This window comes from Chitinophagales bacterium (genome assembly GCA_041392475.1).
Lineage (GTDB): Bacteria > Bacteroidota > Bacteroidia > Chitinophagales > UBA2359 > JAUHXA01.
Genome location: JAWKLZ010000001.1, coordinates 2,884,277 through 2,908,306, shown reverse-complemented (window position 1 = coordinate 2,908,306; position 24,030 = coordinate 2,884,277). Strand labels below are relative to the sequence as shown.

General features: G+C 38.8%; 19 protein-coding genes. 9 read left to right on the top strand and 10 right to left on the bottom strand.

What is annotated here, in order from left to right:
- Nucleotides 1-174 precede the first annotated feature (174 nt).
- The gene (locus R3E32_10810) at nt 175-1,209 is read left to right on the top strand and encodes an aminotransferase class V-fold PLP-dependent enzyme (protein ID MEZ4885207.1); all 1,035 of its coding nucleotides are present in this window, start codon (nt 175-177) and stop codon (nt 1,207-1,209) included.
- 9 nt (nt 1,210-1,218) lie between these two features.
- A complete protein-coding gene (locus R3E32_10805; GenBank protein ID MEZ4885206.1) occupies nt 1,219-1,806 on the top strand; it encodes a WG repeat-containing protein in 588 nt (195 codons plus the stop codon).
- Between the two features lie 3 nt (nt 1,807-1,809).
- On the opposite strand, the gene R3E32_10800 is transcribed toward R3E32_10805, so the two are convergent.
- Together R3E32_10800 and R3E32_10795 are read right to left on the bottom strand one after the other, a co-directional pair.
- Nucleotides 1,810-2,988, bottom strand: a complete 1,179-nt coding sequence (locus R3E32_10800) for a glycosyltransferase family 2 protein (GenBank protein MEZ4885205.1) — start codon at nt 2,986-2,988, stop codon at nt 1,810-1,812.
- A 132-nt stretch (nt 2,989-3,120) separates the two neighbouring features.
- The gene (locus tag R3E32_10795) at nt 3,121-4,452 is read right to left on the bottom strand and encodes a flippase (GenBank protein MEZ4885204.1); all 1,332 of its coding nucleotides are present in this window, start codon (nt 4,450-4,452) and stop codon (nt 3,121-3,123) included.
- A 238-nt stretch (nt 4,453-4,690) separates the two neighbouring features.
- Between R3E32_10795 and R3E32_10790 the strand changes: the two genes are divergently transcribed.
- Nucleotides 4,691-5,008 carry a hypothetical protein gene (locus R3E32_10790; GenBank protein ID MEZ4885203.1) on the top strand — a complete coding sequence of 106 codons (318 nt, stop codon included), beginning with the start codon at nt 4,691-4,693 and terminating at the stop codon, nt 5,006-5,008.
- 94 nt (nt 5,009-5,102) lie between these two features.
- Here R3E32_10790 and gpmI read toward each other — a convergent pair whose 3' ends face one another.
- Nucleotides 5,103-6,635, bottom strand: coding sequence for a 2,3-bisphosphoglycerate-independent phosphoglycerate mutase (gene gpmI, locus R3E32_10785; GenBank protein MEZ4885202.1), 1,533 nt, complete (start codon nt 6,633-6,635; stop codon nt 5,103-5,105).
- A 293-nt stretch (nt 6,636-6,928) separates the two neighbouring features.
- On the opposite strand from gpmI, the gene R3E32_10780 reads away from it, so the two are divergent.
- Together R3E32_10780 and hemH are read left to right on the top strand one after the other, a co-directional pair.
- Complete coding sequence (locus tag R3E32_10780; protein MEZ4885201.1) at nt 6,929-7,312, top strand: DUF4783 domain-containing protein; 384 nt, start codon at nt 6,929-6,931, stop codon at nt 7,310-7,312.
- A gap of 321 nt (nt 7,313-7,633) precedes the next feature.
- A complete protein-coding gene (hemH, locus tag R3E32_10775) occupies nt 7,634-8,680 on the top strand; it encodes a ferrochelatase (protein ID MEZ4885200.1) in 1,047 nt (348 codons plus the stop codon).
- 14 nt (nt 8,681-8,694) lie between these two features.
- Here the strand turns inward: hemH and R3E32_10770 are convergent, their stop codons facing one another.
- The 7 genes from R3E32_10770 to R3E32_10740 form a co-directional block, all read right to left on the bottom strand.
- Nucleotides 8,695-9,474 (bottom strand): HNH endonuclease, encoded by a 780-nt coding sequence (locus tag R3E32_10770; protein ID MEZ4885199.1) that lies wholly within the window; start codon nt 9,472-9,474, stop codon nt 8,695-8,697.
- A gap of 23 nt (nt 9,475-9,497) precedes the next feature.
- Entirely contained in the window at nt 9,498-11,309 is a 1,812-nt protein-coding gene (locus R3E32_10765; GenBank protein ID MEZ4885198.1) for an AAA family ATPase, read from the bottom strand.
- Nucleotides 11,310-11,438: 129 nt separating this feature from the next.
- A complete protein-coding gene (locus R3E32_10760; GenBank protein ID MEZ4885197.1) occupies nt 11,439-13,244 on the bottom strand; it encodes a PDZ domain-containing protein in 1,806 nt (601 codons plus the stop codon).
- 169 nt (nt 13,245-13,413) lie between these two features.
- Complete coding sequence (locus R3E32_10755; protein MEZ4885196.1) at nt 13,414-14,904, bottom strand: carboxypeptidase M32; 1,491 nt, start codon at nt 14,902-14,904, stop codon at nt 13,414-13,416.
- Nucleotides 14,905-14,922: 18 nt separating this feature from the next.
- On the bottom strand, nt 14,923-16,023 hold the full coding sequence (locus R3E32_10750) for a hypothetical protein (protein MEZ4885195.1): 1,101 nt from the start codon (nt 16,021-16,023) through the stop codon (nt 14,923-14,925).
- Between the two features lie 77 nt (nt 16,024-16,100).
- The gene (locus tag R3E32_10745; protein MEZ4885194.1) at nt 16,101-16,676 is read right to left on the bottom strand and encodes a hypothetical protein; all 576 of its coding nucleotides are present in this window, start codon (nt 16,674-16,676) and stop codon (nt 16,101-16,103) included.
- A gap of 52 nt (nt 16,677-16,728) precedes the next feature.
- Complete coding sequence (locus R3E32_10740; protein ID MEZ4885193.1) at nt 16,729-17,115, bottom strand: DUF423 domain-containing protein; 387 nt, start codon at nt 17,113-17,115, stop codon at nt 16,729-16,731.
- A gap of 54 nt (nt 17,116-17,169) precedes the next feature.
- Between R3E32_10740 and R3E32_10735 the strand changes: the two genes are divergently transcribed.
- The 4 genes from R3E32_10735 to gcvP all read left to right on the top strand — a co-directional run bounded on the left by R3E32_10735 (nt 17,170) and on the right by gcvP (nt 23,982).
- Nucleotides 17,170-19,800, top strand: coding sequence for a hypothetical protein (locus tag R3E32_10735; GenBank protein MEZ4885192.1), 2,631 nt, complete (start codon nt 17,170-17,172; stop codon nt 19,798-19,800).
- A gap of 2 nt (nt 19,801-19,802) precedes the next feature.
- Complete coding sequence (locus R3E32_10730) at nt 19,803-20,735, top strand: Rpn family recombination-promoting nuclease/putative transposase (GenBank protein ID MEZ4885191.1); 933 nt, start codon at nt 19,803-19,805, stop codon at nt 20,733-20,735.
- Between the two features lie 7 nt (nt 20,736-20,742).
- Nucleotides 20,743-20,964, top strand: a complete 222-nt coding sequence (locus R3E32_10725) for a hypothetical protein (GenBank protein MEZ4885190.1) — start codon at nt 20,743-20,745, stop codon at nt 20,962-20,964.
- 108 nt (nt 20,965-21,072) lie between these two features.
- Complete coding sequence (gene gcvP, locus R3E32_10720; protein ID MEZ4885189.1) at nt 21,073-23,982, top strand: aminomethyl-transferring glycine dehydrogenase; 2,910 nt, start codon at nt 21,073-21,075, stop codon at nt 23,980-23,982.
- Nucleotides 23,983-24,030: the final 48 nt, after the last annotated feature.

Genomic DNA, 24,030 nt, shown 5'->3' with positions numbered 1-24,030 from the left:
CTCATTTGCTGAGGTGAAGACGATGAAAAACAAGAAATATTAGGTACTTGTGAATTGACGAAAGGAAATTAATGAAAAAAATGAATTATTCTTACCTTTATTTAGTGTTCAAATGAAGTTGGCTGACTTATATTTGAACCCCATATAGTTCCAACATATAATTTCATTTTTTTCATGTCCAAATACAGTTTCAAATACGACTTCAGCGAAGGCTGTCATCCACGGATTTTGGAAGCACTCACCCGCTCCAATAGCGAACAACAGGGAGGTTATGGTACAGACGAATATAGCCGTCAAGCCAAAGAATTGCTACGAGCGAAGATGAACAGACCCAATGCCGACATTTACTTTGTATCGGGTGGTACACAGGCAAATCTCATCGTTATTTCGGCAATCTTGCATACCTTTGAAGCCGTTGTTTCTGCCAAAACAGGGCATATTCAACAGCATGAGGCAGGAGCCATTGAAGCCACAGGACATCGCATCGAAACCATCGAAAAAGCAGATGGTAAGTTAACTACTGCTGATATTCAACCTGTTTTGGATCGTTATTTTCCCCCACATACCATCAAACCCAAAATGGTCTATCTCACCCATTCTACCGAATTGGGAACGATTTACACCAAAAGTGAATTGCAGGCAATTTGGGAACTCTGTCAGAAAAACGATTTGTATCTCTACATTGACGGTGCTCGAATTGGTGCGGCATTGTGTGCAGAAAACAGCGACCTTTCGTTGGAGGACTTAGCTGCAATGTGTGATGTTTTTTACATTGGCGGCACAAAAAATGGTGCTTTGTTGGGAGAAGCCATCGTTATCAACAACGAAAAACTGAAAGTGGGTTTTGAGTCCAACATCAAACAGCGAGGAGGTTTATTGGCAAAAGGCAGATTATTGGGCATCCAATTTTTGGAGTTGTTTCGGGATGATTTGTTTTTTGAATTGGCACGACACGCCAATCGAATGGCGCAAAAAATACGGATTGCACTGAAGGCCCACAACATTCTTTTAATTTCAGAATCTCCTACCAATCAGCTTTTTGCTGCAATGCCAAATCCTCTGATTGAAAAACTCTCCGAAAAATACGATTTCTACACCTTCTACAAATATGATGCAGAAAGGTCGGTCGTTCGGTTGGTGACATCTTGGACAACAGAGGAAGCTGTTGTAGAGCAGTTTATTGAAGATTTGACAAAAATGATTTCTTAAATGATACAAATGAAACACCTAACAGCTTTATTTTTCTTGGTATTCATAGTTGCTTGTTCTTCAAATGAAGAGAAAGGTCAAAAAGTGGAGAAAGAACAAAAAATATACAAAGATTTGGTAATCAACGAAAATGAGGATTACCTCATTGCAGTGAGCCGTGAAGGTTCCTTAGAGTTGGGTTCAGATTTTGCATTTGTCAATACCAAAGGTGACACCATCATTCCCTACAAAAAATACAGCCATAATTGGACAGACACACTCAAAACGTTTGCCATAGTGTTTGATGAAAAAAGCACTGACTCAGAGGTAGTTGCCATTGATAGACACGAAAATGTGCTTTTTGATGTGTATATGTTTGACAATGCTCCCGATGAAGCAAGCGAAGGGCTGTTCAGGGTGAAAAGAAATGACAAGGTAGGGTATGCCAATACGAGAGGGGAAATAAAAATCCCTTGCCAATATAAATGTGCTTTTCCTTTTGAAAACGGAAAGGCAAAGGTTGCGTATCACTGTACACTTCATCAGGATGGTGAATATACTATGCCAGAAAGTGAGGAGTGGGTTTTTATTGATAGAGAAGGAAATAAGGTGGAGTAGAAACTACGCCCTTTTCGCCTTCTCCCACATAACTGATTGCGAACCTGCCCAGTTTCGCATAAAACCACGATATACCGCATAGTTCATGATGCAGAAATAGTAAGGCACAAAAAATGCCTTGATCTTGATTTTCTTTTGTTCAAACACATAACCCATTGCAGCAAAAGCATAGAACAAAATTTGAAGGAAAAGAATTGCCGAATACATTCCGCCCAAATTCACTGCCAAAGCAATATTCGAAGCCAAAATCAAAGGCAAAACCAAAGGTGCTAAAGTCCAACGCAATACCCGATGCGAAACGTATTGAAAAGTCAGCATACCATATTTGAAGATGTTCAGCAAAGACGCAAGCCGTACAATCGCTTGAATACCGCCTGCTGCAATGCGAATTTTTCGCTTCAATTCCTCCTTGACCGAAGCCGAAGGGCCTTCAACAGCGTAGGCATTCGGTTCATAGCGAACCTTATAGCCCTTTTGAGCAATGCGTAGGGTCATATAAAAATCTTCAATAATCGTATCTTTCGGCACTGCTTCATACATTTCCGTCCGCAAAGAAAACAACTCACCTGCTGCGCCAACAACCGAATACAACTCAGAGTCCCAACGCTTCAAACTTGATTCATATTTCCAATAAATTCCTTCACCCGCTGCATTTGCAGCATCTTCCGAACCCATCGAAATGCGTTTTTCACCTGCCACAGCACCCACTTTCGGGTCTTCATAGTGTCGCACGATGTTGTGAATCGCTTCTTTGTTCACCATTGTATTGGCATCCGTATAAATCACAATCGGAGTCGTCACATATTCCATAATACGCTCAACTGCTGCAATTTTGCCTGCTCTTTCGGGGCGGTGAAACAGCTTGATTTGAGGATATTGTTGAATGATTTCAGGGGTGCGGTCATTCGAGCCATCGGTCACAAAAAAATATTTGATTTTGCTCTTTGGATACTCCAAATCCAAGGTATTGTTGATTTTATCCACAATCCAATCCTGCTCATTGTAGGCAGCAACTACAAAGGTGACTTCTGGAAATTCGGTAGGTTTCTCGGGAATAACATCACTCTTACCCAATAATCGTTTTAATTTGACCATCAAATACAAAATAAAACCATAGCCAACGTAGGTGTAAACAACGAGAAAAATGCTTATCCAAAAAACGATTTGCAGTGCAGTTATCATGATGCTCAGTTTGTTAAAGAGTTATTGTATTATTTATAGTATTTGGAGGGGAGGGAAATGAACAAAAAAGAATTCCTATAAAACCTAAATTCCTATTCACTGTATGTACCAAATAACAAGAAAAAACTATGCCTATTTTTTCAATCCCAACACTGAAGCATCAATGCCCAATTTTCGCCACACCAAAACCATCAAAATCACATTCCATACCACCACACCCATAACAGTTGCAATTGCAGCTCCATTCATACCCATTGAAGGAATCAACAGCACATTGAAGGAAATATTCACCACCGTACTCAGCAGTAAACCTCCAAAAGTTGCCCGTTCGTATCCAGTCATCATCAATAGGTTCGCTCCAATTCCACACGCCAAATTGAACAATTGCCCCACACACAAAATCAACAAAGCATGGTAGCCTGCCACAAATTCAAGTCCAAAAAGCCCCAAAATCCATTCTCCAAAAAACCAAAAAACTGCCACCATAGGCAAAGACAACAACAAAACACCCCTTGCGCTTTGTGTTGCCAGCTTCTGCAATTCCTGCAATTTACCCGCCGCATACAAATCTGCAATCATCGGACTCACAACCAAATATACAATTGCCAGAAAAAACCGAAGCAATTCCGAAAATTTGGAGGCAATGCTGTAAATTCCCACCGATTCTGCCCCTGCAATTGTTCCCAACATTACCAAATCCGCTTTGATATACACCAAATTTAGCGTATTCACCAAAGCAAAAGCTATTGCTGCTGACCACCAAATTTTTTGTTGATACCTTGCTTTTTCGTTTTGGTAAGGCAAAAGTAGTTTTTGACGAAAGAAAAAATACGCCAACAAACATGCTGCAATAATAATCGCCACATTTGCAGTAATTATTTCAATAGCAGTGATTTGTTTGTCGCAATAAAAATAAATTGCCAAAACTGATAATAGAAAAGCAATTGGTTTGAACAGTTTTTCTGCAATTTGTCCCCATACAATTTCCTTTGCGCCAACTAAAGCAAATTGAAGTACAAGCATCAAGGTCATGGGAAGTATTGCCACAAAGGCAATTAACAAAGCTTGTTTTTTGGAGGAATCGGAGAGAAACGAAATATCAAATAGGGAGTTTGTAGAAGTTTGAAGGTAGGAGAGTGCTTCAAGACTACCGTAGGCAAATAGGGTGAGGACAATGGCAGCTATTGCAGTGGAAATCAAAGCCGTTTGGAGTAAGCCTTTCAGTAAACCGAGCTTTTTTTTGCTTCTATAAACTGCTACATCTCGAATCAATAAGTCATCAAATCCCAGCCAAGCAATTCCACTCAAAAGCGTCACCCACGAAAAAACATAGGTATATACTCCATAACCTTCTGCTCCAATGAGTTTTGCCAACAACCAACTACTCCCAAATCCAATCACCAAAGCGGCAATTTGAATCAAAAAGGAGGCACTGATACCTTTGCGGAGGTAGGATTTTGGCAAGGAGTTTACTGAATTTTAATTTGAAAGAATAAGTAACGAATAAGAATTAAAATGAAAACCACTTCTGAATCAGATTGTTGGAAATTTCGAATGCACAACTTATTTTTTGATTGTTACTAAGAAATAAAGCCAAGTTTTGAAATTTTTTCTAAATCATTGACCTTTTTAGCGATTTGGTTGTTTAGTCCAGACAAACAATAAAAATGGTGAATGATTCTTAATTAAAAGTAAATAGCTTATGATTTTATTACATGTTATTTCGGATAATTTAGACCAAGTTATTGAAATTGCAGATTACTTGACCAAGAAAAAACTGATTCTCAATCCAATTATTCAAGAGAAGGTAAAAGGAAGAAAACTGTCGAAAAATGGTAAGTTTGAAACAATTGATCAATTCCTTTTAATGGGAAAGACAAAATCTTTGTTATTTACGATGATTGATAAGAAATTAAGAAAGAAATATCCCAAGAATATGCCTGTACTGTATTCTCTACCCATTGTATATATGGATTGGAAACAGGCAGACGAATTAATTGAAGAAACTTTAAAGATTTAGGGTTCGGATATTAAATGAATCAGTAATAGTGACTTCTCTACTTTTAAGATAAGAATAGAGAAGTCACTGTATCAATCATTGAGTAAACCTCCGATTATTTCAATAACACCTCCCCTGTCATTTCTGTAGGAATCTCCAAACCCATGATAGACAATATCGTAGGTGCAACATCTCCCAATTTTCCATTCTTTAATTTCACCCCTTTTACATCTTTTCCCACCAAAAAGATGGGTACAAGATTGGTCGTATGAGCCGTATTGGGTGAACCATCCTCATTTACCATCATATCCGCATTGCCGTGGTCTGCAATGATAATGAAGGAATATCCATGCTTTAAACCTACTGGCACAATTTGACTCACACAATTGTCCACTGTTTCGGCAGCTTTCACACCCGCTTCAAAAACGCCTGTATGCCCTACCATATCGGTATTCGCAAAATTCAAGCAAATAAAATCAGGCACTTCAGATTCCAATTTGGCGAGAATTGCAGTGGTCAAACCCGCCGCACTCATTTCAGGCTGCAAATCGTAAGTAGCTACTTTGGGAGAAGGCACGACAATGCGCTCTTCACCTTCAAAAACTTCCTCTCGTCCTCCCGAAAAGAAAAAGGTGACATGAGGATATTTCTCCGTTTCTGCCATACGAATTTGGCGTTTCCCATTTTTCGCCAACACTTCACCAAGCGTATTTTTCAGGTTGTCTTTCTCAAAAATTACCTTGACTCCTTCAAAGCTACTGTCGTATCGTGTCATGGTCACATAATGCAAAGAAATGGTTTTCATACCTGCCTCGGGCATATTCTGTTGCGTCAAAACCGTAGTAATTTGGCGGCAACGGTCGGTTCTATAATTGAAGCAAATCACTACATCTCCTTCTTCAATTATTGCAGTAGGCACACCCTTTTCATTCAAAACAACGATGGGTTGCAAAAATTCATCCGTCACACCATCATCATAGGAAGCCTGAATAGTAGCTTCAAAATCAGACGTTTTAGCTCCTTTTCCTTCAATCAATAGGTCATACGCCAACTTGATGCGTTCCCAACGTTTGTCCCTATCCATTGCATAGTAGCGCCCAATGATTGAAGCGATTTTACCAGTTGAATGTTGCAGATGGTATTGCAGTTCTTTCAAATAATTCAAGCCACTATTGGGGTCGGTATCACGTCCATCGGTGAAAGCGTGAATATATACTTCCTTCAATTCATTGTGGTGCAAAATATCACACAGACCCTTGATGTGGTCAATATGGGAGTGAACACCACCATCTGAAACCAATCCTATCAGGTGAATTGGTTTGTTGTTTGCTTTGGCATAAGCCATTGCTTCCTTCAATATTTGATTGTTGTCCAGTGTCTTATCTTTGATAGCATTGTTGATTCTTAGCAATTCTTGATAGACAATCCGTCCAGCCCCAATGTTTAGATGACCGACTTCCGAATTACCCATCTGACCGGCAGGTAAACCTACCAATTCACCATGCGTAGTAAGCTCGGCATTGGGATAGTGGTCGTACAAACTATCTACAAAAGGAGTATTGGCTTGAGCAATAGCGCTTACCGCAGGATTTAGACCGTGTCCCCAGCCATCCAAAATAAGCAATGCAACTTTTTCGTTGAAGTACATATCTTTATGTTAAGTGTGATAAATTAGATTCTATCATTCCTATCACTCACTATTCAAATCAATAGTGAGTGAAATGACAATTTACAAAGGTAAGAGAAAATTGAGTACATCCATATCAAATGACCAATTCCATTTTTTGCGTCTGAATATAAAGAATAGATGAATAGACTTCAATGCAACTTATTGAGGTTTTGATGTCTTTTACATTGTACCCTAATTCAATTTTAAACGTTTCATCAAACTAGGTATCTAAAAAGTAGATTCTTAGAGAACCCAAACCCAACTATAAGAAAATGAAAAATCAAAAAAAATATATTTCAGCCGCTTTGTTTGCTTTGTCTATTTGCTTCTACGCATTTACACAGCATCCAGGCATCAATAACATTGCAGCAAAAATGCGGGCGGGAGATGCTGCGGGAGTAGCTGCTTATTTCGATGGCAATATTGAAATGAGTATTTTAGGCAAGGATGCCTACAACAAAGCTACTGCTACTACTGCCATCAAAACCTTTTTTGGTGCCAATCAACCAAGTGGTTTTACCATCAAACACGAAGGTACAGCACCCAATGGTTCACAATATGTCATCGGTAATTTGACTACATCAAGTGGAGATTACCGAGCTTACATCGTTGTCAATGGCGATACAATTCAAGAATTGACGATAGAGAATTGGTAAGTGAAGTAATCGAAAACAATACAACTGTCTTTCTTCGTAAAGGCAAGCCATAGTTTTGTGAATAGTTTTGGTTAACCCTCAGAGCGAACAGTTCTGGGGGTTTTTTGTTTCTATCCTCCGATGACTTAACTTTGCATGATATATTAAAAAGACAATAGTAACGAATAAGAATAAAAATGAAAAAACCACCTATAAATTAAGATTGTTGGAAATTTCAAATGCACAACTTATTTTTTGACCGTTACTATCAAAAAAAATAGTGTGCATATCACACTTCATCATTTGTCTAACGTCTTTTATCTTTTGTCTAATAAATAAAACATGAACCAGAAAATTGGAGTCTTGTTGGTTAATTTGGGTACTCCTGATAGCCCAAAAACTAGCGATGTGCGTAAATATTTGAATGAATTCCTGACCGATGGTAGGGTAATCGACATACCGTGGATACCTAGACAATTATTGGTTAGAGGTATCATCAGCCCATTTAGAGCAGGAAATTCCGCTAAATCTTATAAGGAAATTTGGGATGAAAAAGGTTCGCCTCTGAAATATATCAGCGAAGAACTAACCGAAAAAGTACAAGAATCACTCGACAATATGGCTCATCGAGCGTCTGAAGGCGGCAATGAATACTATGTCGAATTGGCGATGCGCTACCAATCTCCCGATATCGAATCAGCATTGATGCGTCTGCGAAAGAAAAATGTACACCGATATATTGTTTTGCCTCTTTTTCCTCAATATGCCTCTTCCTCAACGGGTTCAGCTCATCAAAAGGTAATGGAGATTGTCAGCAAATGGCAGGTGATTCCAAGTATCAATTTTATCAACAGTTACTATGACCATCCCGCTTTCATCAAGGCTTTCACCGAAATCGGCAAAACCTACGAACCCGAAAATTACGACCACATTTTGTTCAGTTTCCACGGTCTGCCGCAGCGTCACATGAGGAAGGCAAATGATTATGGTCACTGCCTCAGCAATGCCTACTGCTGTCAAACCATCTCCGAAAAAAACCAGTTTTGCTACTCGGCTCAATGTCATGCAACGGCTCAATTACTGGCTAAAGAGTTGAATATTTCAGAGGATAATTATACAATCAGTTATCAATCTCGATTGGGTCGAGATCCCTGGATGCAGCCCTATACCGACAAAACATTGGAGGCATTGGCAAAAAAAGGCATCAAAAATGTGTTGGTTTTTTGTCCTGCTTTTGTAGCAGATTGTTTGGAGACTATTTTTGAGATTGGTGTGGAATATCAAGAGGAATTTGAAGAATATGGTGGTGAGAAAGTGCAACTGGTCGAGAGTTTGAATACACATCCGCTTTGGGTGGAGGCAGTGAAGGAGATGATTTTGGAGAATTGAGTTTTACATTGTATTCAGATTAGATTGTCGACAATAAACCTCCAATTCTGAACGATAAACTTTCTCCAAGCTACAAAAGAAATTTCGGGTGATATTTCTTGTTTGAATTTAATAATCGTACTGCCAATTGCTTGCGCCCTTTGGGCTTTTTGATGTTCTCCTTTCCAAGAATTTAAGTCTTGTCTGAGGTGATTTCTCAGCCGAGTGAGTTCATACGCACGAAGCTCCACTAATTCTTTTCGATTCAATTGACACACTTCAATCGTCACTTCCATTTGTTTTGACTTGGGAATCAACTTTGCTTGGTTCTTTTTATTTGTCAAATCAAAGGTAAAATGTCCTTTTAAGCTCGTTTCTGTTTCTTGTTCTGGATTGAGGATTAAGGGCTTTTCAGTAAGGTTGTAGGCTTCAATTTGAGATTGAGCCGTTTGTAGGGTTTCATTGTTGTATTGCAGTTGATTGCCTTCGAGAAAATCGGTGAATTGATTGGATTTTAGTTCGTTGCATTTTTTGCAGGCAATCAGCAAATTATCCCAACTAAACGCCAACCAAAAATAAGGTGCTTTTGGACGGTAATGCTCTACATGTCGGTCGGTATCCTTTAGGCTTTTTTCACAATACGCACATTTTCGGTGGTAAATCGCATCCAAAGCAATTTTGACTTTATTCGGCTTATACAAATTGTCAGAGGAACAATATTTACCTGCGGTTTTGTTTTTTTCAAAGGCATCAAGGCGAGGTTTGTAGTAGATAATTTTGGGAATCGCCTCAAAATCTTTCTCTATCGGAATCATTCAATTAAGTTTTTGGTGTGGGCTTACATTTTTTCCAATTCAGCTTCAATCATTTTCATGACATCCTCATCTACCAAATTGGGCATGGTTTGTAGCTTCTCCTGTATTAATTGGTGGATTCGGCGGTAAACATAATCATCGCTACTCAAATCATTGCTTTCATCAAAACCTTTTGGTCTTGCAGTTGGTAGGTTGAATAAGGGTGATGTGACCAAACTATTGAGCATCAAGTCCGAAATATCTTCAACGGGCTCAGATACTTTTGTTTTACCATCTTCTTTATATACTTTGTAAAACGCAGCATCTTCCGAAGCTCCTAAAATAACAATGGGATTATGGGTCGTAAAAATAAATTGAAGGTTGGGAAACCATTCTCTCAATTTTTTGACGATTTCATACGCCCATTTTGGATGCAAATAAGCACCAATTTCATCCAAAATCACCACACCAGAATAATCGTGCGTACTCGAAACATTGGGCTGCAAAGCCGATAAACGAGCAATCAAATCACACACCCAAATAATCACCGATTGATAGCCATCCGAAAGTTGACTAAAATTTAGGGCGCTGCCTTTTTCAGTGAAAGTCACCTTGTCGGGTGTCACATCAATGGTGACATCTCGCTCCAAAATATCTATCAAAATCTCTTTGGCTTGTGACAAACTAATTTCCGAAGTATCTCCTTTTGTTTCTTTGTAGTCTAAATGTTGCAGCCATTTTTCAGGATTTTCCAAGTAAGTTTCCTTGTCAAACAAAGACAGATAACCCACTTTGTCTATTTTGTCGGAATCGTTGCGGAAGCGGTCAATGCCATAGCCAAAAACAGGGCTGAAGCTATTTTTTTGATTTTTAGGGTTTTCGCTGTAAATGTATTTTTTGCCATCACTTGTCTCGGCAAGCAATGACATTTTTTTGTGTGTATTCTGCTTGACGACATCCGTAACTGTACCCACATTCTGATTGCCTCTCAATGCCAAAACAATCGCTTGCAGCAAAATCGTTTTGCCATCCCCGTTTTCTCCCATTAAGTAAATCTCCTTTTTGTTTCCCAAGTCTTGAATGGAGATGTTTTCTATAGAGAAATAGTTTTTGATGTTGATTTCGTTAAGGTAGGTTTTGGGTTGATGGATAGGTTTTGTTTGGGTTTCATTGTTGAGGTCACGAATGATGAAATCTAAGAGTTGGTGGATGTCTTCGTCTTTTTTTAGGATGATGGGGTGGAGGTTTTTTAGCGATTTTATTTCGTTTAATTGAGTTGTATTTTTTTCATTACAGAAAAAAACAGAAACTCTATCGGTAGATAAATTTGGAATTAAATGAAATATAAAACCGCTTGATATTGTAAATATGCAATTTCTTTGTGCTTCTACTATACGAGATTTTTGTGTAATTGCTCTTTGAAACTTTGAAGAAAAATTATCAATTTGCTCTGTCATTAAATATTGATGTGATGCAAATGTATATGTATGGTTTATATTATGAGCCTTGGTCTCTAAGTTCCACGCAAAATGATTAAATAATCGTGTGTATCGAGATTTTCTTACTTCGTCTGCCTTATTTTTTATCTTTTCTATATACTTATTTCTTGAATAATTTTTAATATAAATACTGTATTTTTTATTGCCTGCTAAATCTGAAAAATCACTTGGAATATCATCCCATAATTCATCAATCATATCCTGTGTCCAAATCTCCTTTTTAAACAATTCATTGAAGTAATACATATCAGTGATTAATAAAGTGTTATTATCTTTAAATATATTCTTCAACAATTTATATGCCTTGAAGTCTTTTGGATTTTTTGGGTCGAATATGTATTTACTCCAATCTTCCATATCACATCTATCTATTTTACTCAAAAATAGGCAATAAAAAGGAATCAGCCTTTTTATTCCATGAAAATTCTTTTCTTTTAATATGGACTTAAATTTAAGTAAGATTTTGTTTTATAAGCATTCGAATCTTCAAAACTCCTTCATATCCAACCATCTCATATACACTGCTTGCTGTTCTTTAGTCGCATCAGGTAATTGTTCCAAAAAGTTGTGAACCTTGTGATTGCTGTCCAATTCTACTTCAATATCTTTCAAAACACCCCCTCGATTCACCGTAAACGTCACTCGATCACCTGCCTTTCGATGCGAAATCACCTTTTGCAGAGCCAACTCAGAATCCGTTCGGAAACCATCAATTGCCACAATCTCATCCCTCGCATTCAAGCCATACAGATAAGCAGGTGTGCCACGATTGACGGATACAATTGTAAGTTTGCCCTCATCCGATTTTAACCTTGCGCCCAGGTCAATACTCTCATCAAACTCGTCCACATTGACGAGTTGTAGTCCCGCATAATTGAAGTATTTATTGTAATCAATCGCTTCGGTATCAAATACATAATCCTCGAAAAAAGCATCCATTTCCTTGCCGATGACCATTTCCACTGCTGCTTCAAACTCCTCATCCGTAAAACCACGCTGCAATTCTTTGAAGTAGCGTTGGTACATATATTGCAATACATCATCCAAACCTTTCTCTCCTTTAGTATGGTGAATGATTTCCAAATCCAGCAAAGTTCCCAAAACCGCACCTTTTGTATAATAAGAAACCGTTGTATTATTCGAGTTTTCGTTTCGATTGTAGTATTTAATCCAAGCATCAAAACTTGCATGTGCAACACACTGTACCTCATTGCCAGCCACATTTTCGGTGTTGTCAATATTGTGCGTTACCACCTGCAAATAATCATCCACATCCATCAAATCCGATCGTCGCAACAACATATCATCGTAATAACTCGTCACACCTTCCATCACCCAAAGTAAATGCGTATAATTTTCATTCTCATAGTCAAACGGCCCCAGTTCTATTGGACGCAATCGTTTGACCAACCAAAGATGAACGTACTCGTGTGCAGTAATACCTGCCCAACTCAAAAATCGACTTTCAGGCTCATAATCCCAACGAGGATAGGTAATCATCGTTGAACTCAAATGCTCCAAGCCATTGCGTCCGCCATCCCAATTGTACATCATATACAAATAATCTTCACATGGATGTTCGCCAAACAATTTTACTGCCTCTGCCCCAATCTTTTGCATCGCATCCACCATTTTTGCTGTTTCATAATTGCCCTTTCCTTCAATCATCACACGATGTGGCACGCCAGCCGCCTGAAAATCAATTACTTCTTGATTACCAAGAGCAATAGGTGAATCCACCAAAATGTCATAATTCGGGGCTTTCAAAATAAGCGGATCCTCTGCTTTCACAGGCTTCAATGGAGTCGAAACCTTTTGCCAATTTTTGTGTGGGTACAAATGAACCGTTGAAGGAAGTTGCTGCATATCAGCTGGATAGAGAAAAATACTCGCCCCATTCAAAGCAGCAAAATCAGCATCAATAAAACTTGTTCGGACAGTCAATTCAAACGCATATACATTGTATTGAATCGAAATGTTTTTAGCTATACCATTGTAAACACGCCAAGTATTTTTATTGATTTTCTTTACCTTCAATGGTTTCCCTTCCAATCCAATCGCCTGTACTGCGTCAATATGTCTCGAATATTCCCGCACCAAATAAGATCCAGGAGTCCACACCGCCATTTTCACATCCACCGAATCCTCCTCCAAGTCCATTATGCGCATATCTACATCTACATAATGCGTATGTGGTTCTGGAAAAGATAAATGGTATTCGATTTTGGGTTCGGCAAACAAAACCGTTTGCAGTAAGAAAAGAAGGGCGAAAGTAGGTAAAGTTAGTTGCATAGATTATTTTTTTTGATGCTATTGTTTTTTACTGTTATTTCTGGCCAATATATTTCATAAAGTATTGTCATTCTGTAAGTAATTTTTACTGACGAGGAATATAGAAGTGCAAAAAGAAGAAAAAACTCTGTGTCTCTCCGTCTCAGCGTTCAAAATCCCATAAACAATCTTAGCCATAAATTCCTCCATACTTCACTTTCGCATAGTCCATAAAATGCTTGAAATTCAGTTTTTCGCCCGTAATGTTCACACACAATTCCTCTGCCGTATAAAGTCGTCCATGTTGATGCACATTCGTCCGAAGCCACTCCAACATCGGCATCAAATTTCCCGCTTCAATTTCCGCCTCCAAATTTGGCACATCTTTGTTTGCCTGAGCATAAAACTGTGCGGCATAAAAACTGCCCAAAGAATAGGTCGGAAAATAACCCAAACTGCCATGCGACCAGTGAATATCCTGCAAAATCCCCTCACGGTCAGAAGGCACTTCAATGCCCAAATACTCCTTGTACTTTTCAACCCACACCTCATCCAAGTTTTTCGCTTCAATGTTGCCTTCAATCAAGGCTTTTTCGATTTCGAAGCGCACCAAAATATGGAAATGATAGGTCAATTCGTCCGCATTTGTGCGAATCAACGAAGGCTTCACCAGATTCATAGATTTGTAAAAGTCCTGCAAAGATACATTCCCCAAGTTTTCAGGAAAAGTCTGCTGCAATGCCGAATAGTTGGCTTTCCAAAACGGTAATCCACGCCCCACATTGTTTTCCCAAAGCCTCGACTGCGATTCGTGAATACCCAGCGAAATCGTCTCACCAGTCGGTAAACCGTAATCCTCCACAGGCAAACCCTGCTCATATAAGGCATGACCGCCTTCGTGAATACAGCTCCACAACATTTCGTGGAAATTGTTTTCCGTAATCCGAGTTGTTACCCTTACATCCAATGGACTGAAACTGATAGTAAAAGGGTGATGCGAAATATCTTGTCGTCCCGCTTCAAAATCGTAGCCCATTTGCTTCAAGACATCTATACCGAATTTCCACTGCTTGTCTTTGTCATAATGCTTGTACATCCATGAATCTTCAACTTGTGGCTTCTCACTGATTTCCTTCACAAAATCAACCAATTGCTGCCGCACATCTGCAAAAAGCACATTGAGGTCAGCCGTTTTTTCTTTGGGTTCATATTGGTCCAAAAGCGCATCATAAGGATGGTCTTGATAACCAATGATTTCACATTGTTCTCGCTTCAAATCAATCATCTGCTCCAATGCTGGGCGAAAAACCGCATAATCGTTTGCCTCTCTTGCTTTTGCCCATGCCTGAAACGCATTGGAAGTTGCCTCCGACATTTTCATTACAAAATCGGTCGAAAATTTCTGATTTTTTTTGTAGCCTTCCAAACTCAATTCGATGTTCTTCAATTGTTTGGCAGACAAAGTGCTGTCTTCCGACAACTCATGTAGCAAGTCGCCCAGTTCTTGCGATACCTTGATTTCATGCCCCAAACCGCTCAAAGTAGCGATTTGCTGCGCTCGGTGTTTTGCTCCTTTTGCAGGAAGTTGCGTTTCTTGATCCCAGCTCAATACAGCAATCGAACTGTCAATGTCAGCCGCTTTTTGAAGGGTTTTGAGGTATTTTTGGTATTTGGTTTTCATTTTGTAATTGTATGAATTTTATTTTTTATCAAGTTTATTTAATTGTTCAATAATAGTTCTGTAAGCAACTATTCCTTTATTGCTGTTTTCATACATCTTTTGGAGGTCTGGATAAGACTCGATTAGAGCTTCAATGGTTTTTGTATTTACTATGGAAGTTAGACCCGTTTGGGTGTCCAATACGATTCCAGTATGCTTGGTAGAAGCTGCTGCTCCAATCAAACCAAAGGCAATAGCAGCCCCTGGTGAATAAATCTGATCTTCAAAGTAAATAAATCTTCCTATGAATTGCGATTTAATAAAATGGTAAGAAGTCGTATATTCCATTGCACTCAAGTAAAAATGCTCACCGTCCGAAAAGCCAAAAAGGTTCTTTATTCTGTTTTCTTCTTCATTGTCATATACTTGATACCTCTCAAAGCGTTGTTTCTTTTTGATTGGCTGAAAGAAATAGGCAGAAGTATCAAAAGGAGCATTTTTTAGAAAAGCATTAAAGCTTCTGTAGAGCCCTTTTTTGGGTTTTACGATATAGTCATAAGTATAGTTTGCTTGAATAGCGTCGTTTTCCGCAATAGTGGTAGGAATTGTATTTTTCCAGTCAGTTTTTGAAAAATCATTTATGCAGGTGGTGAGGGCTTCAATGATTCTTTCATCATGTCTGGCGGTAACATCTGAAGTACCCTTGTTTTCAACGACTGCTGTGAATTCTCCAAAGGATATAAGTTGACCGTTCTCTTCTTTCGAGAATTCCAATCTAACCTCACAGCCTCCCATTTCTGTAAAAGCAGAGGTTCTTTCGTAGATAGATAGTTGGTTTACTTGAAGAGCAAGAGGAGTCTTATCCTCCGATGATTGTACCAATTTCTTTAGAAAATCCAACAAATGAATAGATAAGTCTTCTTCAAAATTGGCAGGCACTTTTTTATTTCCCAAGCCTTTTTGTATGACTCCAATGTTTTCTTTATTAGTTCTGTTGTCAATGATTTTTGAAATGTAGAAGTCTGTTTCTATGGCTTTAACGAAAGGAGGGTCTAATTTAACAATGTGAGCTTTTTTTTGGGCATAAACATTGCTTATTGTGAAAAGTAGTAGGGTAATAAATAAGGTTTTTACATTCATAATGTTAATTCATATTTTATTGGTTAGAAATATTAAGACAATTGCAAATCAAATTGTGTCTTAACAATAGAGTGATTTTACCCATTGAAGTAGGGTTTTTCAATAAAATTATAATGACAAAAAATGAGAATTCCAACTGCAAAAATAGGAAGCAATTCGATGAAAATTTTGCGATAATCTGCTTTATTTAGTCTGTATTTGATATTGCAGAAAGTAGATAGTGAAATTATCAAACCAAGAACTCCAAGTAGAGGCTGAAAGTAATAACAGTATTCCCACCCTAAGTCTCCCAACTCTGAACTATTAAAACCCCACAAACCATTTTGAAGACCACTTTCAGGATAACCAAGATGAGAGAATGTGTATACCCATAAATAAGAAGATAAAGCAAGGTTCAAGAAAAAGAATAGAGTCAAATTTCGACTCCAAATAGTCTTTGCTTCAAATTTTTTATTTCTAAAATCAAGTGTTGAAACCATAACTAATACAAGAACTACAGCAAGGATTCCTATATCTAATCTCAATATCCTCACAGCTCCTGGAATAGGGTTAGTGTATTGAGAAAGCAAGAAAATCATGTAGGTCATTGCTATAAATAAAGCAAGGTAGAGAGAAATGTTAATCAGGGTTTGAAAGGTTTTATTTTGAGACATAAAGATTTACATTTACTTTAAGAAGCCATAAAGCAGTTCATCAATCATACATTCAACTCCTAAAAACACCCACCGCCAACAAAACCCACCCCACAATAAAAAACAATCCTCCAATTGGCGTAATCGGCCCAATCCATGTCCAACTTTCAATCCCCAGCAAGGTTCTATTTGCCAACAAATAAAGCGAACCCGAAAAAAGCACAATTCCTGCAATGAAAGAAAAAGCTGCATAATTTGTGAAGGCATGATTGAACTTTTCCAACAATAAAGCTGTCATTATAATAGCAAAAGTGTGATAAAACTGGTATTTTACGCCCGTTTCAAAGACCCTAAGTTGATCGGGGGTAATGCTCGCCTTCAATCCGTGCGCTCCAAAAGCACCTAGTGCAACTGCAAGGGCCCCAGAAATACACCCAATGATGATTAAATTTCTTTGCATTTTAAATCACGTTTATTAACCTATAAAGTCATAAAATTAAGCAAATCTTCACTAATGAAGCGAAAATTATTCATAGCACTTATCGTTATAGTTGGTTTATGGTTTCTATTGAAGCAATTAGGGATTATTAGTTCTAAGCAGATGTATTTCGATGCCATTCCTCAAAGTGCCATTATGGTATTGGAAATAAATGATATTCAGCAAACCCATAAGAAGTTGATGGATACGAACTATTGGCTCGATATGCAAAATATCGAACTGGTGAGTAAGATAGAATCAACTTATAAGATGTTGGATACCTTGTTTTTGTATAAAACACCAGATATGGAAAAGCGATTGGTTGCGTCCTTGCATCTTTCCAGAGCAGATGAGTATGACTACATACTTTACTTACATCGTTCTGCTTTGGGAACAAGTATGGAAAAACTCATTGCAGCTTTGGAGCAGAAAGGTGTAAAGGCATCTCAGCGAAATTTTAGAGGCACACAGATTTATGACTTAAAGCTTCCCAATTCTAACCAAAAATTTACCATTGCCAATGATGGCAAACTTGTTATATGTAGTTTTGAACCCATTTTAGTCGAAGAATCCTTGAGTCAATACAGTACGTATTGGGGGGGCTTGTCACGTCCTTCAGGGGAAAACGATGCAAGTCATGATGCACTGATGCACATCAATTACCAAAATATCCCCTTTTTGGAAACGGTTTTTTTGAAGGAAACTATCCAAAATTCTGTTTTCGATCAGTTGCAGGACTTATTGAAGTGGTCGCAAGTAGGTTTTGATTTTCAGAAAAGGCAAATGATTTTGGATGGTAAAACACAATTCAACGATGACCATGAATTGATTGCAGCATTGACGGGACAAGGAGCGGCTTCAAAAGCAGATTTGCCTGTGGTATTGCCCTTCAATACGGCGTTTTTGATCCATGAACGGGTGAATAAATTCAGTAGCTTCAACCGCAAATTAGGTGGTGAGATGAAGTCTATCTTTAATCAATATTTTTTGGATTGGATGGGGAATGAATGGGCTTATGGTTTTACCGAACCTTTGGGAGAAGACCATCATAAGGAGAGCTTTATTGTAGCTGAGGTGACAGATAAAGAGTTGGCACGCAGTCAAATGAGCAAATTATTTGAAGGAAATCCTCGTGAAAATGCAGCCCCATTTTTGTTTCAAGGATATAGTATCGTACCTGCAAATGCAAAACCTATTGCAGCACACCTTTTTGGTGATAGAATTGCAGAACATTTTGAAGATGCTTGGTTTTCGGTCATTGACAACTATGCTGTTTTTGCGCCAAATGTGGAGCAGGTGAAAGTATTTGTCCAAAAATACATTGCCGAACAGACCTTGAATAGGGAAGAAGGGTACATTCAGTTTTCGCAAACACTGGACAAAAGCAGCAATATGGTGGTGTATTTACATCCGCTTCGCCTCAAACAATTGCTGAGTGTCAATGCTTCTAAAAGTTTCTCGAAATTGTTGGAAACCAAATACAATTATTACAAACGACTCGGTCCTGTGGCAGTTCAAATGGATAAATCGGGCGGAAAAGTGACGACAAACGGCATCATTGGCTACGACAAACAGGCTGTTGACCAAACGACTTTGATTTGGAATGTGCAATTGGAAGCACCTGCAATCATCACTCCACAAGTGATGACGAATCATTTGACAAAGGGGAAAGAAGTGATTGTTCAAGATGAAAACTACAATTTGTATCTGATTTCGGATAGAGGGTCTATTTTGTGGAAGCGGCCATTGGATCGAGAAATTTTGGGAGAAATTTATCAGGTAGATTTTTTGAACAATGGGGAACTGCAATACATGTTCAATACCAAAAGCGAGATTTTTTTGGTGGATCGAGAGGGTAAAGACATTTACGAATATCCCAAACGCCTGAGTACCGCAGCTAATACGGGAATGGGTGTGGCTAAATTTGACCGCCAAAAAGAGTACCATTTTTTCATTCCTTGTGGAAACAACAAGGTCTATGGCTATGAGTACAGCGGTCGTCCTATGACGCATTGGGATCCAAGGGATTATCTGGCATTGGTTATTTTCCCTTTGCAGCATTTTATTGAAGCAGAGAAAGATTATATTTTGGCTGTTAATGAGAATGGCAATGTGTACATGCTTAACTTTGAAGGTGAATTGATACACAAAATCAGTCTGGGAAGCCGCCCGATTAGTGCGCCTGAAATTGACATAACCGAAGAAGGTACAACGGTTGTTGTGACAACGGCAGACGACCGCACCCATTTTATTGATATGGAAGGTAAGAAATGGAGCAAGGATTTTGTTCAGTTGAGTCGAACGAGTGATTTTTTGACCGCCAATGTATTGGGTAGTTCAGTAGAAGAGAATGTATTTTTGACTCAAAACAAGGTGTATGTGTTCAACAACAAGGAAAAACTGTTTGACTACGATTTTTCGGATGAAGTGCGGATGTCTGATATTTTTACTGTGCAATTAACGGGTAAAGACACCAAAAGTATTGGCGCATTTAGTCAAAGTGGAAATGAGATTTACCTTCTCAAAAACTATGGTCAAATTCACCCTGACTTTCCAATTCAAGCCCGAACACCTTTTGTAATTGCCGATTTGTTTGGCATTGGAGATGATATTTTGATTGCAGGGGGGATTGCGAACAATGTGTTTGCGTATAAGGTGAATGATTGATTATGTCCGTAGAAAAACCACATGACAAATTCTTTAAATCCACTTTTTCTATCAAGGAAGTAGCGGAGGATTATATTCAGCAGTTTCTTCCAAAAGAAATTTCCAGCAATCTGGATTTGAAGACCTTAGAACATTCTGATGGTTCTTATGTAGATGATGTCCTGAGTGAGCATTTTTCAGATATTGTTTACTACTGCGAGTCAAAAGGCAACGAAGCGATTCGTATCAGTCTGTTATTTGAACATAAAAGTTATGTGCCACAATATCCACACTTACAGTTGCTTCGATACTTGGTCAATGCTTGGGAAAATGACTTGAAGGATAAAAAATCATTGACGGTTACTATCCCTATTATCCTGTATCACGGACAGCGAAAATGGCATTACAAACCTTTCAATGAGTACTTCAAATTGCCTAATAATGAGCTAACAAAATATATACCCAATTTTGATTACCATCTAAGCGATTTGCGTGATTATTCTGATGAAGCACTGCTTCAATTGAAGGCTGGTTTCCTAATTAACACCTTGCTTATTTTTAAGTATATTTGGAATGTGGAATATCTTCAAGCGAATTCTGCTAAAATATTTGTTTATTCAGAAGACTACATCGAAAGTGAACGAGGGAAGAACTTTCTCAAAGCATTGTTTGTTTATATAGGTAATGCAACGAAGCTAAAGCCCAAGACTGTTAGTGAATTGTATAAAAATTTACCTAAAAAAATAAGTGATTTGGCTATGACAACTTTTGAAGCAATCAAAGAAGAGGGAAAAAAGGAAGGAAAAAAAGAGGGAATACTTCTTGAAAAACGGAATACCATTGTAAAGTTGAAAGAGGAGTTTCCAAATTGGTCAACTGCAAAAATTGCAGAATTTACCAACTCCACCGAAAAATTTGTAGCTCGGGTGCTAAAAGAACACAATCAAAATAAGTGATTTAGCTATGACAACTTTTGAAGCAATCAAAGAAGAGGGAAAAATAGAGGGAAAAATAGAGGGGAAAAAGGAAGGAAAGAAAGAGGGAATACTTCTTGAAAAACGAAATACCATTGTAAAGTTGAAAGAGGAGTTTCCGAATTGGTCAACTGCAAAAATTGCAGAATTCACCAACTCCACCGAAAAATTTGTAGTTCAGGTTCTCAAAGAACACAATCAAAATAAGTGAACTATTTCGTTTTACCAAAACTCACTTGAACCTAAATTCGTTTTGGAAGTTTAGAAGGTAAATAAAAGGAAAAACTTTACCTTTGCAGCATCCAAAATGAATACCCCTATGACTCAATTTGATCGTTTTGCCCTTCGACACCTTGGCCCCAATGATGAAGATGTGAAAGAAATGCTTCAAGCCATTCAAACAGAATCTCTTGACCAGTTGATAAGCGAAACTATTCCCGATGGTATCCGACTAAAAGAACCCTTGAATTTGGGTGAACCGTTGAGCGAATATCAGTTTTTGCAGCAAATTCGTGCAATTGCCTCTAAGAACAAACAGTGGAAAACCTATATCGGGTTGGGCTACTACGGAACCGTTACTCCCCCTGCTATTCAGCGCAATATATTTGAAAATCCAGGTTGGTACACACAATACACCCCTTACCAAGCCGAAATTGCACAAGGACGCTTGGAAGCCTTGTTGAATTTCCAAACAATGGTGTCGGATTTGACGGGCATGGAACTTGCCAATGCTTCTCTGCTAGATGAAGGAACGGCTGCTGCTGAGGCGATGTTGATGGCTTACCGCATCAAAAACAAACGTGCGAAAGCGAGCGATGCTGCAAATGTTGTATTTGTAGATGAAGGCTGTCTGCAAACTACCATTGAAGTAGTAAAAACAAGAGCAGAACCTTTGAGGGTTGAAGTAGTAGTGGCCGACTTCAAAACCTACGAATTTCACGACAAAGTATTTGCTTGTTTGCTGCAATATCCTACACAAAATGGAGCAGTTTGTGATTATGCTGCAATTGTTGGCAAAGCAAAAGCGGTGGATGCAATGGTTCTCGTAGCGGCTGATTTGTTGAGTTTGTGTTTGCTGTCGCCTCCTGGAGAATGGGGCGCAGATGTGGTAGTCGGCAATACACAGCGATTTGGTGTGCCGATGGGTTATGGTGGTCCTCATGCAGCCTATTTTGCTACAAAAGAAGAACATGCTCGACAACTTCCTGGGCGGATTATTGGTGTTTCGGTCGACAACAATGGCAATCCTGCTTACCGAATGGCGTTGCAGACCCGTGAACAACACATCAAACGAGATAAAGCAACCTCTAATATTTGTACTGCTCAAGCATTGTTGGCGATTATGGCTGGAATGTATGCGGTATATCATGGTGAGTATGGACTGAAAAGTATTGCAGGGAAAATACACCAACTCACTTGTTTGTTGGATGCCAAATTGCAGCAACTCGGCTACAAACAACTAAACGAATACTATTTTGATACCTTATTGATAGACCTCCGAAACCATCCTTCTACTTCTGGTTTACGGGTGAGGAGGGTGACAGAGTTGGAGGAAATCAATTTTCACTATTTAGACGAATCTGGTGATTTGATAGGCATTTCGTTAGATGAAACGTGCAGCATGGAAGATGTGCAGCGCATTGTGCGTGTTTTTGCAGAAGCCAACGATATTGCTTTTTCTGAAAATGGTCAAAAATACGATACAACATCTTCAAAAATTCCCGATACACTACAAAGACAAAGTGCATTTTTGACCCACCCTATCTTCAAAATGCACCAATCAGAGAGCAAATTGATGCGTTACATCAAAAGCCTCGAAAACAAAGATTTGTCCCTGACCCATTCCATGATTCCTTTGGGTTCGTGTACGATGAAACTGAACGCTGCGGTACAACTGATGCCTGTCAGTTTTCCTGAGTTTTCGCAGTTACACCCTTTCGTACCAATAGATCAAGCTGCTGGTTATCAGCAAATTTTTGAAGAACTGGAGCGTGATTTATCCATCATTACAGGTTTTGCTGCTTGTTCACTTCAACCCAACTCTGGCGCACAAGGCGAATATGCGGGTTTGATGGTGATTCGGGCGTATCACCAAGATAGGGGAGAAGCACATCGAAACATTGCATTGATTCCTTCTTCGGCTCATGGAACCAATCCTGCAAGTGCGGTCATGGCAGGTATGGAGGTAGTTATCGTGAAGTGTGATGTCAATGGAAATATTGATGTGGCAGATTTGAAGGCTAAAGCTGAAAAATACAACGAAAATTTATCGGCATTGTTGGTAACATATCCTTCAACACATGGAGTGTTTGAGACTGCCATTCAAGAAATTTGTAAAACGATTCACGAGCATGGTGGTCAAGTATATATGGATGGAGCGAATATGAATGCTCAGGTAGGATTGACCAATCCTGCAATGATTGGAGCGGATGTTTGTCACCTCAATTTGCACAAGACCTTTAGCATCCCGCATGGTGGAGGTGGTCCTGGAATGGGGCCTATCTGTGTTGCGGGGCATCTGAAAGAATTTTTACCTGCTCATCCTTTCAAACCTAAAAGTGCTGCAAAGGGAATTTCTGCGATTGCTTCTGCACCTTGGAGCAGTGCCAGTATTTTGTTGATTTCCTATGCCTATATCAAATTACTGGGTATGGAAGGTGTCGTTCAGGCTACAAAGTATGCAATTTTAAATGCCAATTATATCAAACAGCGTTTAGCAAAATATTACGATGTATTATATGTTGGAGAACAAGGAAGGGTAGCGCATGAACTGATATTGGATATGCGACCTTTCAAACGAACTCATGGTATTGAAGTGGATGATATAGCCAAGCGATTGATGGATTATGGCTTTCATGCACCGACTATTTCATTTCCTGTGGTGGGTACAATGATGATAGAACCGACTGAAAGTGAGGCAAAAGAAGAGTTGGATAGGTTTTGTGAAGCCATGATTGCTATTCGGCAAGAAATGGAAGAAGTGGTTTTGGGAACAGCAGATGAAAATGACAATGTGTTGAAAAACGCACCACATACTTTGCAAGAATTGACTGCGAACGATTGGTCACATCCTTACAGTCGTCAAAAAGCTGCTTACCCCTTGCCTTATTTGCATCAACACAAGTTTTGGGTGAAAACAGCAAGAATTAGCAACTCTTATGGCGATAGAAACTTGGTGTGCAGTTGTCCGCCAATAGAAGTATATGAAACTCAGGAAACAATTTTGTAAAGATAAGGTGCTTCAATTGAGGCAATTAACTTATTTTATATGTTGTGG

Bases quoted from the DNA above. Each gene is read 5' to 3' on its own strand.
- R3E32_10810 (MEZ4885207.1), top strand. From the start codon at position 175: ATGTCCAAATACAGTTTCAAATACGACTTCAGCGAAGGCTGTCATCCA.
- R3E32_10805 (MEZ4885206.1), top strand. From the start codon at position 1,219: ATGAAACACCTAACAGCTTTATTTTTCTTGGTATTCATAGTTGCTTGT.
- R3E32_10800 (MEZ4885205.1), bottom strand. From the start codon at position 2,988: ATGATAACTGCACTGCAAATCGTTTTTTGGATAAGCATTTTTCTCGTT.
- R3E32_10790 (MEZ4885203.1), top strand. From the start codon at position 4,691: ATGATTTTATTACATGTTATTTCGGATAATTTAGACCAAGTTATTGAA.
- gpmI (MEZ4885202.1), bottom strand. From the start codon at position 6,635: ATGTACTTCAACGAAAAAGTTGCATTGCTTATTTTGGATGGCTGGGGA.
- R3E32_10780 (MEZ4885201.1), top strand. From the start codon at position 6,929: ATGAAAAATCAAAAAAAATATATTTCAGCCGCTTTGTTTGCTTTGTCT.
- hemH (MEZ4885200.1), top strand. From the start codon at position 7,634: ATGAACCAGAAAATTGGAGTCTTGTTGGTTAATTTGGGTACTCCTGAT.
- R3E32_10770 (MEZ4885199.1), bottom strand. From the start codon at position 9,474: ATGATTCCGATAGAGAAAGATTTTGAGGCGATTCCCAAAATTATCTAC.
- R3E32_10765 (MEZ4885198.1), bottom strand. From the start codon at position 11,309: ATGGAAGATTGGAGTAAATACATATTCGACCCAAAAAATCCAAAAGAC.
- R3E32_10760 (MEZ4885197.1), bottom strand. From the start codon at position 13,244: ATGCAACTAACTTTACCTACTTTCGCCCTTCTTTTCTTACTGCAAACG.
- R3E32_10755 (MEZ4885196.1), bottom strand. From the start codon at position 14,904: ATGAAAACCAAATACCAAAAATACCTCAAAACCCTTCAAAAAGCGGCT.
- R3E32_10750 (MEZ4885195.1), bottom strand. From the start codon at position 16,023: ATGAATGTAAAAACCTTATTTATTACCCTACTACTTTTCACAATAAGC.
- R3E32_10745 (MEZ4885194.1), bottom strand. From the start codon at position 16,676: ATGTCTCAAAATAAAACCTTTCAAACCCTGATTAACATTTCTCTCTAC.
- R3E32_10740 (MEZ4885193.1), bottom strand. From the start codon at position 17,115: ATGCAAAGAAATTTAATCATCATTGGGTGTATTTCTGGGGCCCTTGCA.
- R3E32_10735 (MEZ4885192.1), top strand. From the start codon at position 17,170: ATGAAGCGAAAATTATTCATAGCACTTATCGTTATAGTTGGTTTATGG.
- R3E32_10730 (MEZ4885191.1), top strand. From the start codon at position 19,803: ATGTCCGTAGAAAAACCACATGACAAATTCTTTAAATCCACTTTTTCT.
- R3E32_10725 (MEZ4885190.1), top strand. From the start codon at position 20,743: ATGACAACTTTTGAAGCAATCAAAGAAGAGGGAAAAATAGAGGGAAAA.
- gcvP (MEZ4885189.1), top strand. From the start codon at position 21,073: ATGACTCAATTTGATCGTTTTGCCCTTCGACACCTTGGCCCCAATGAT.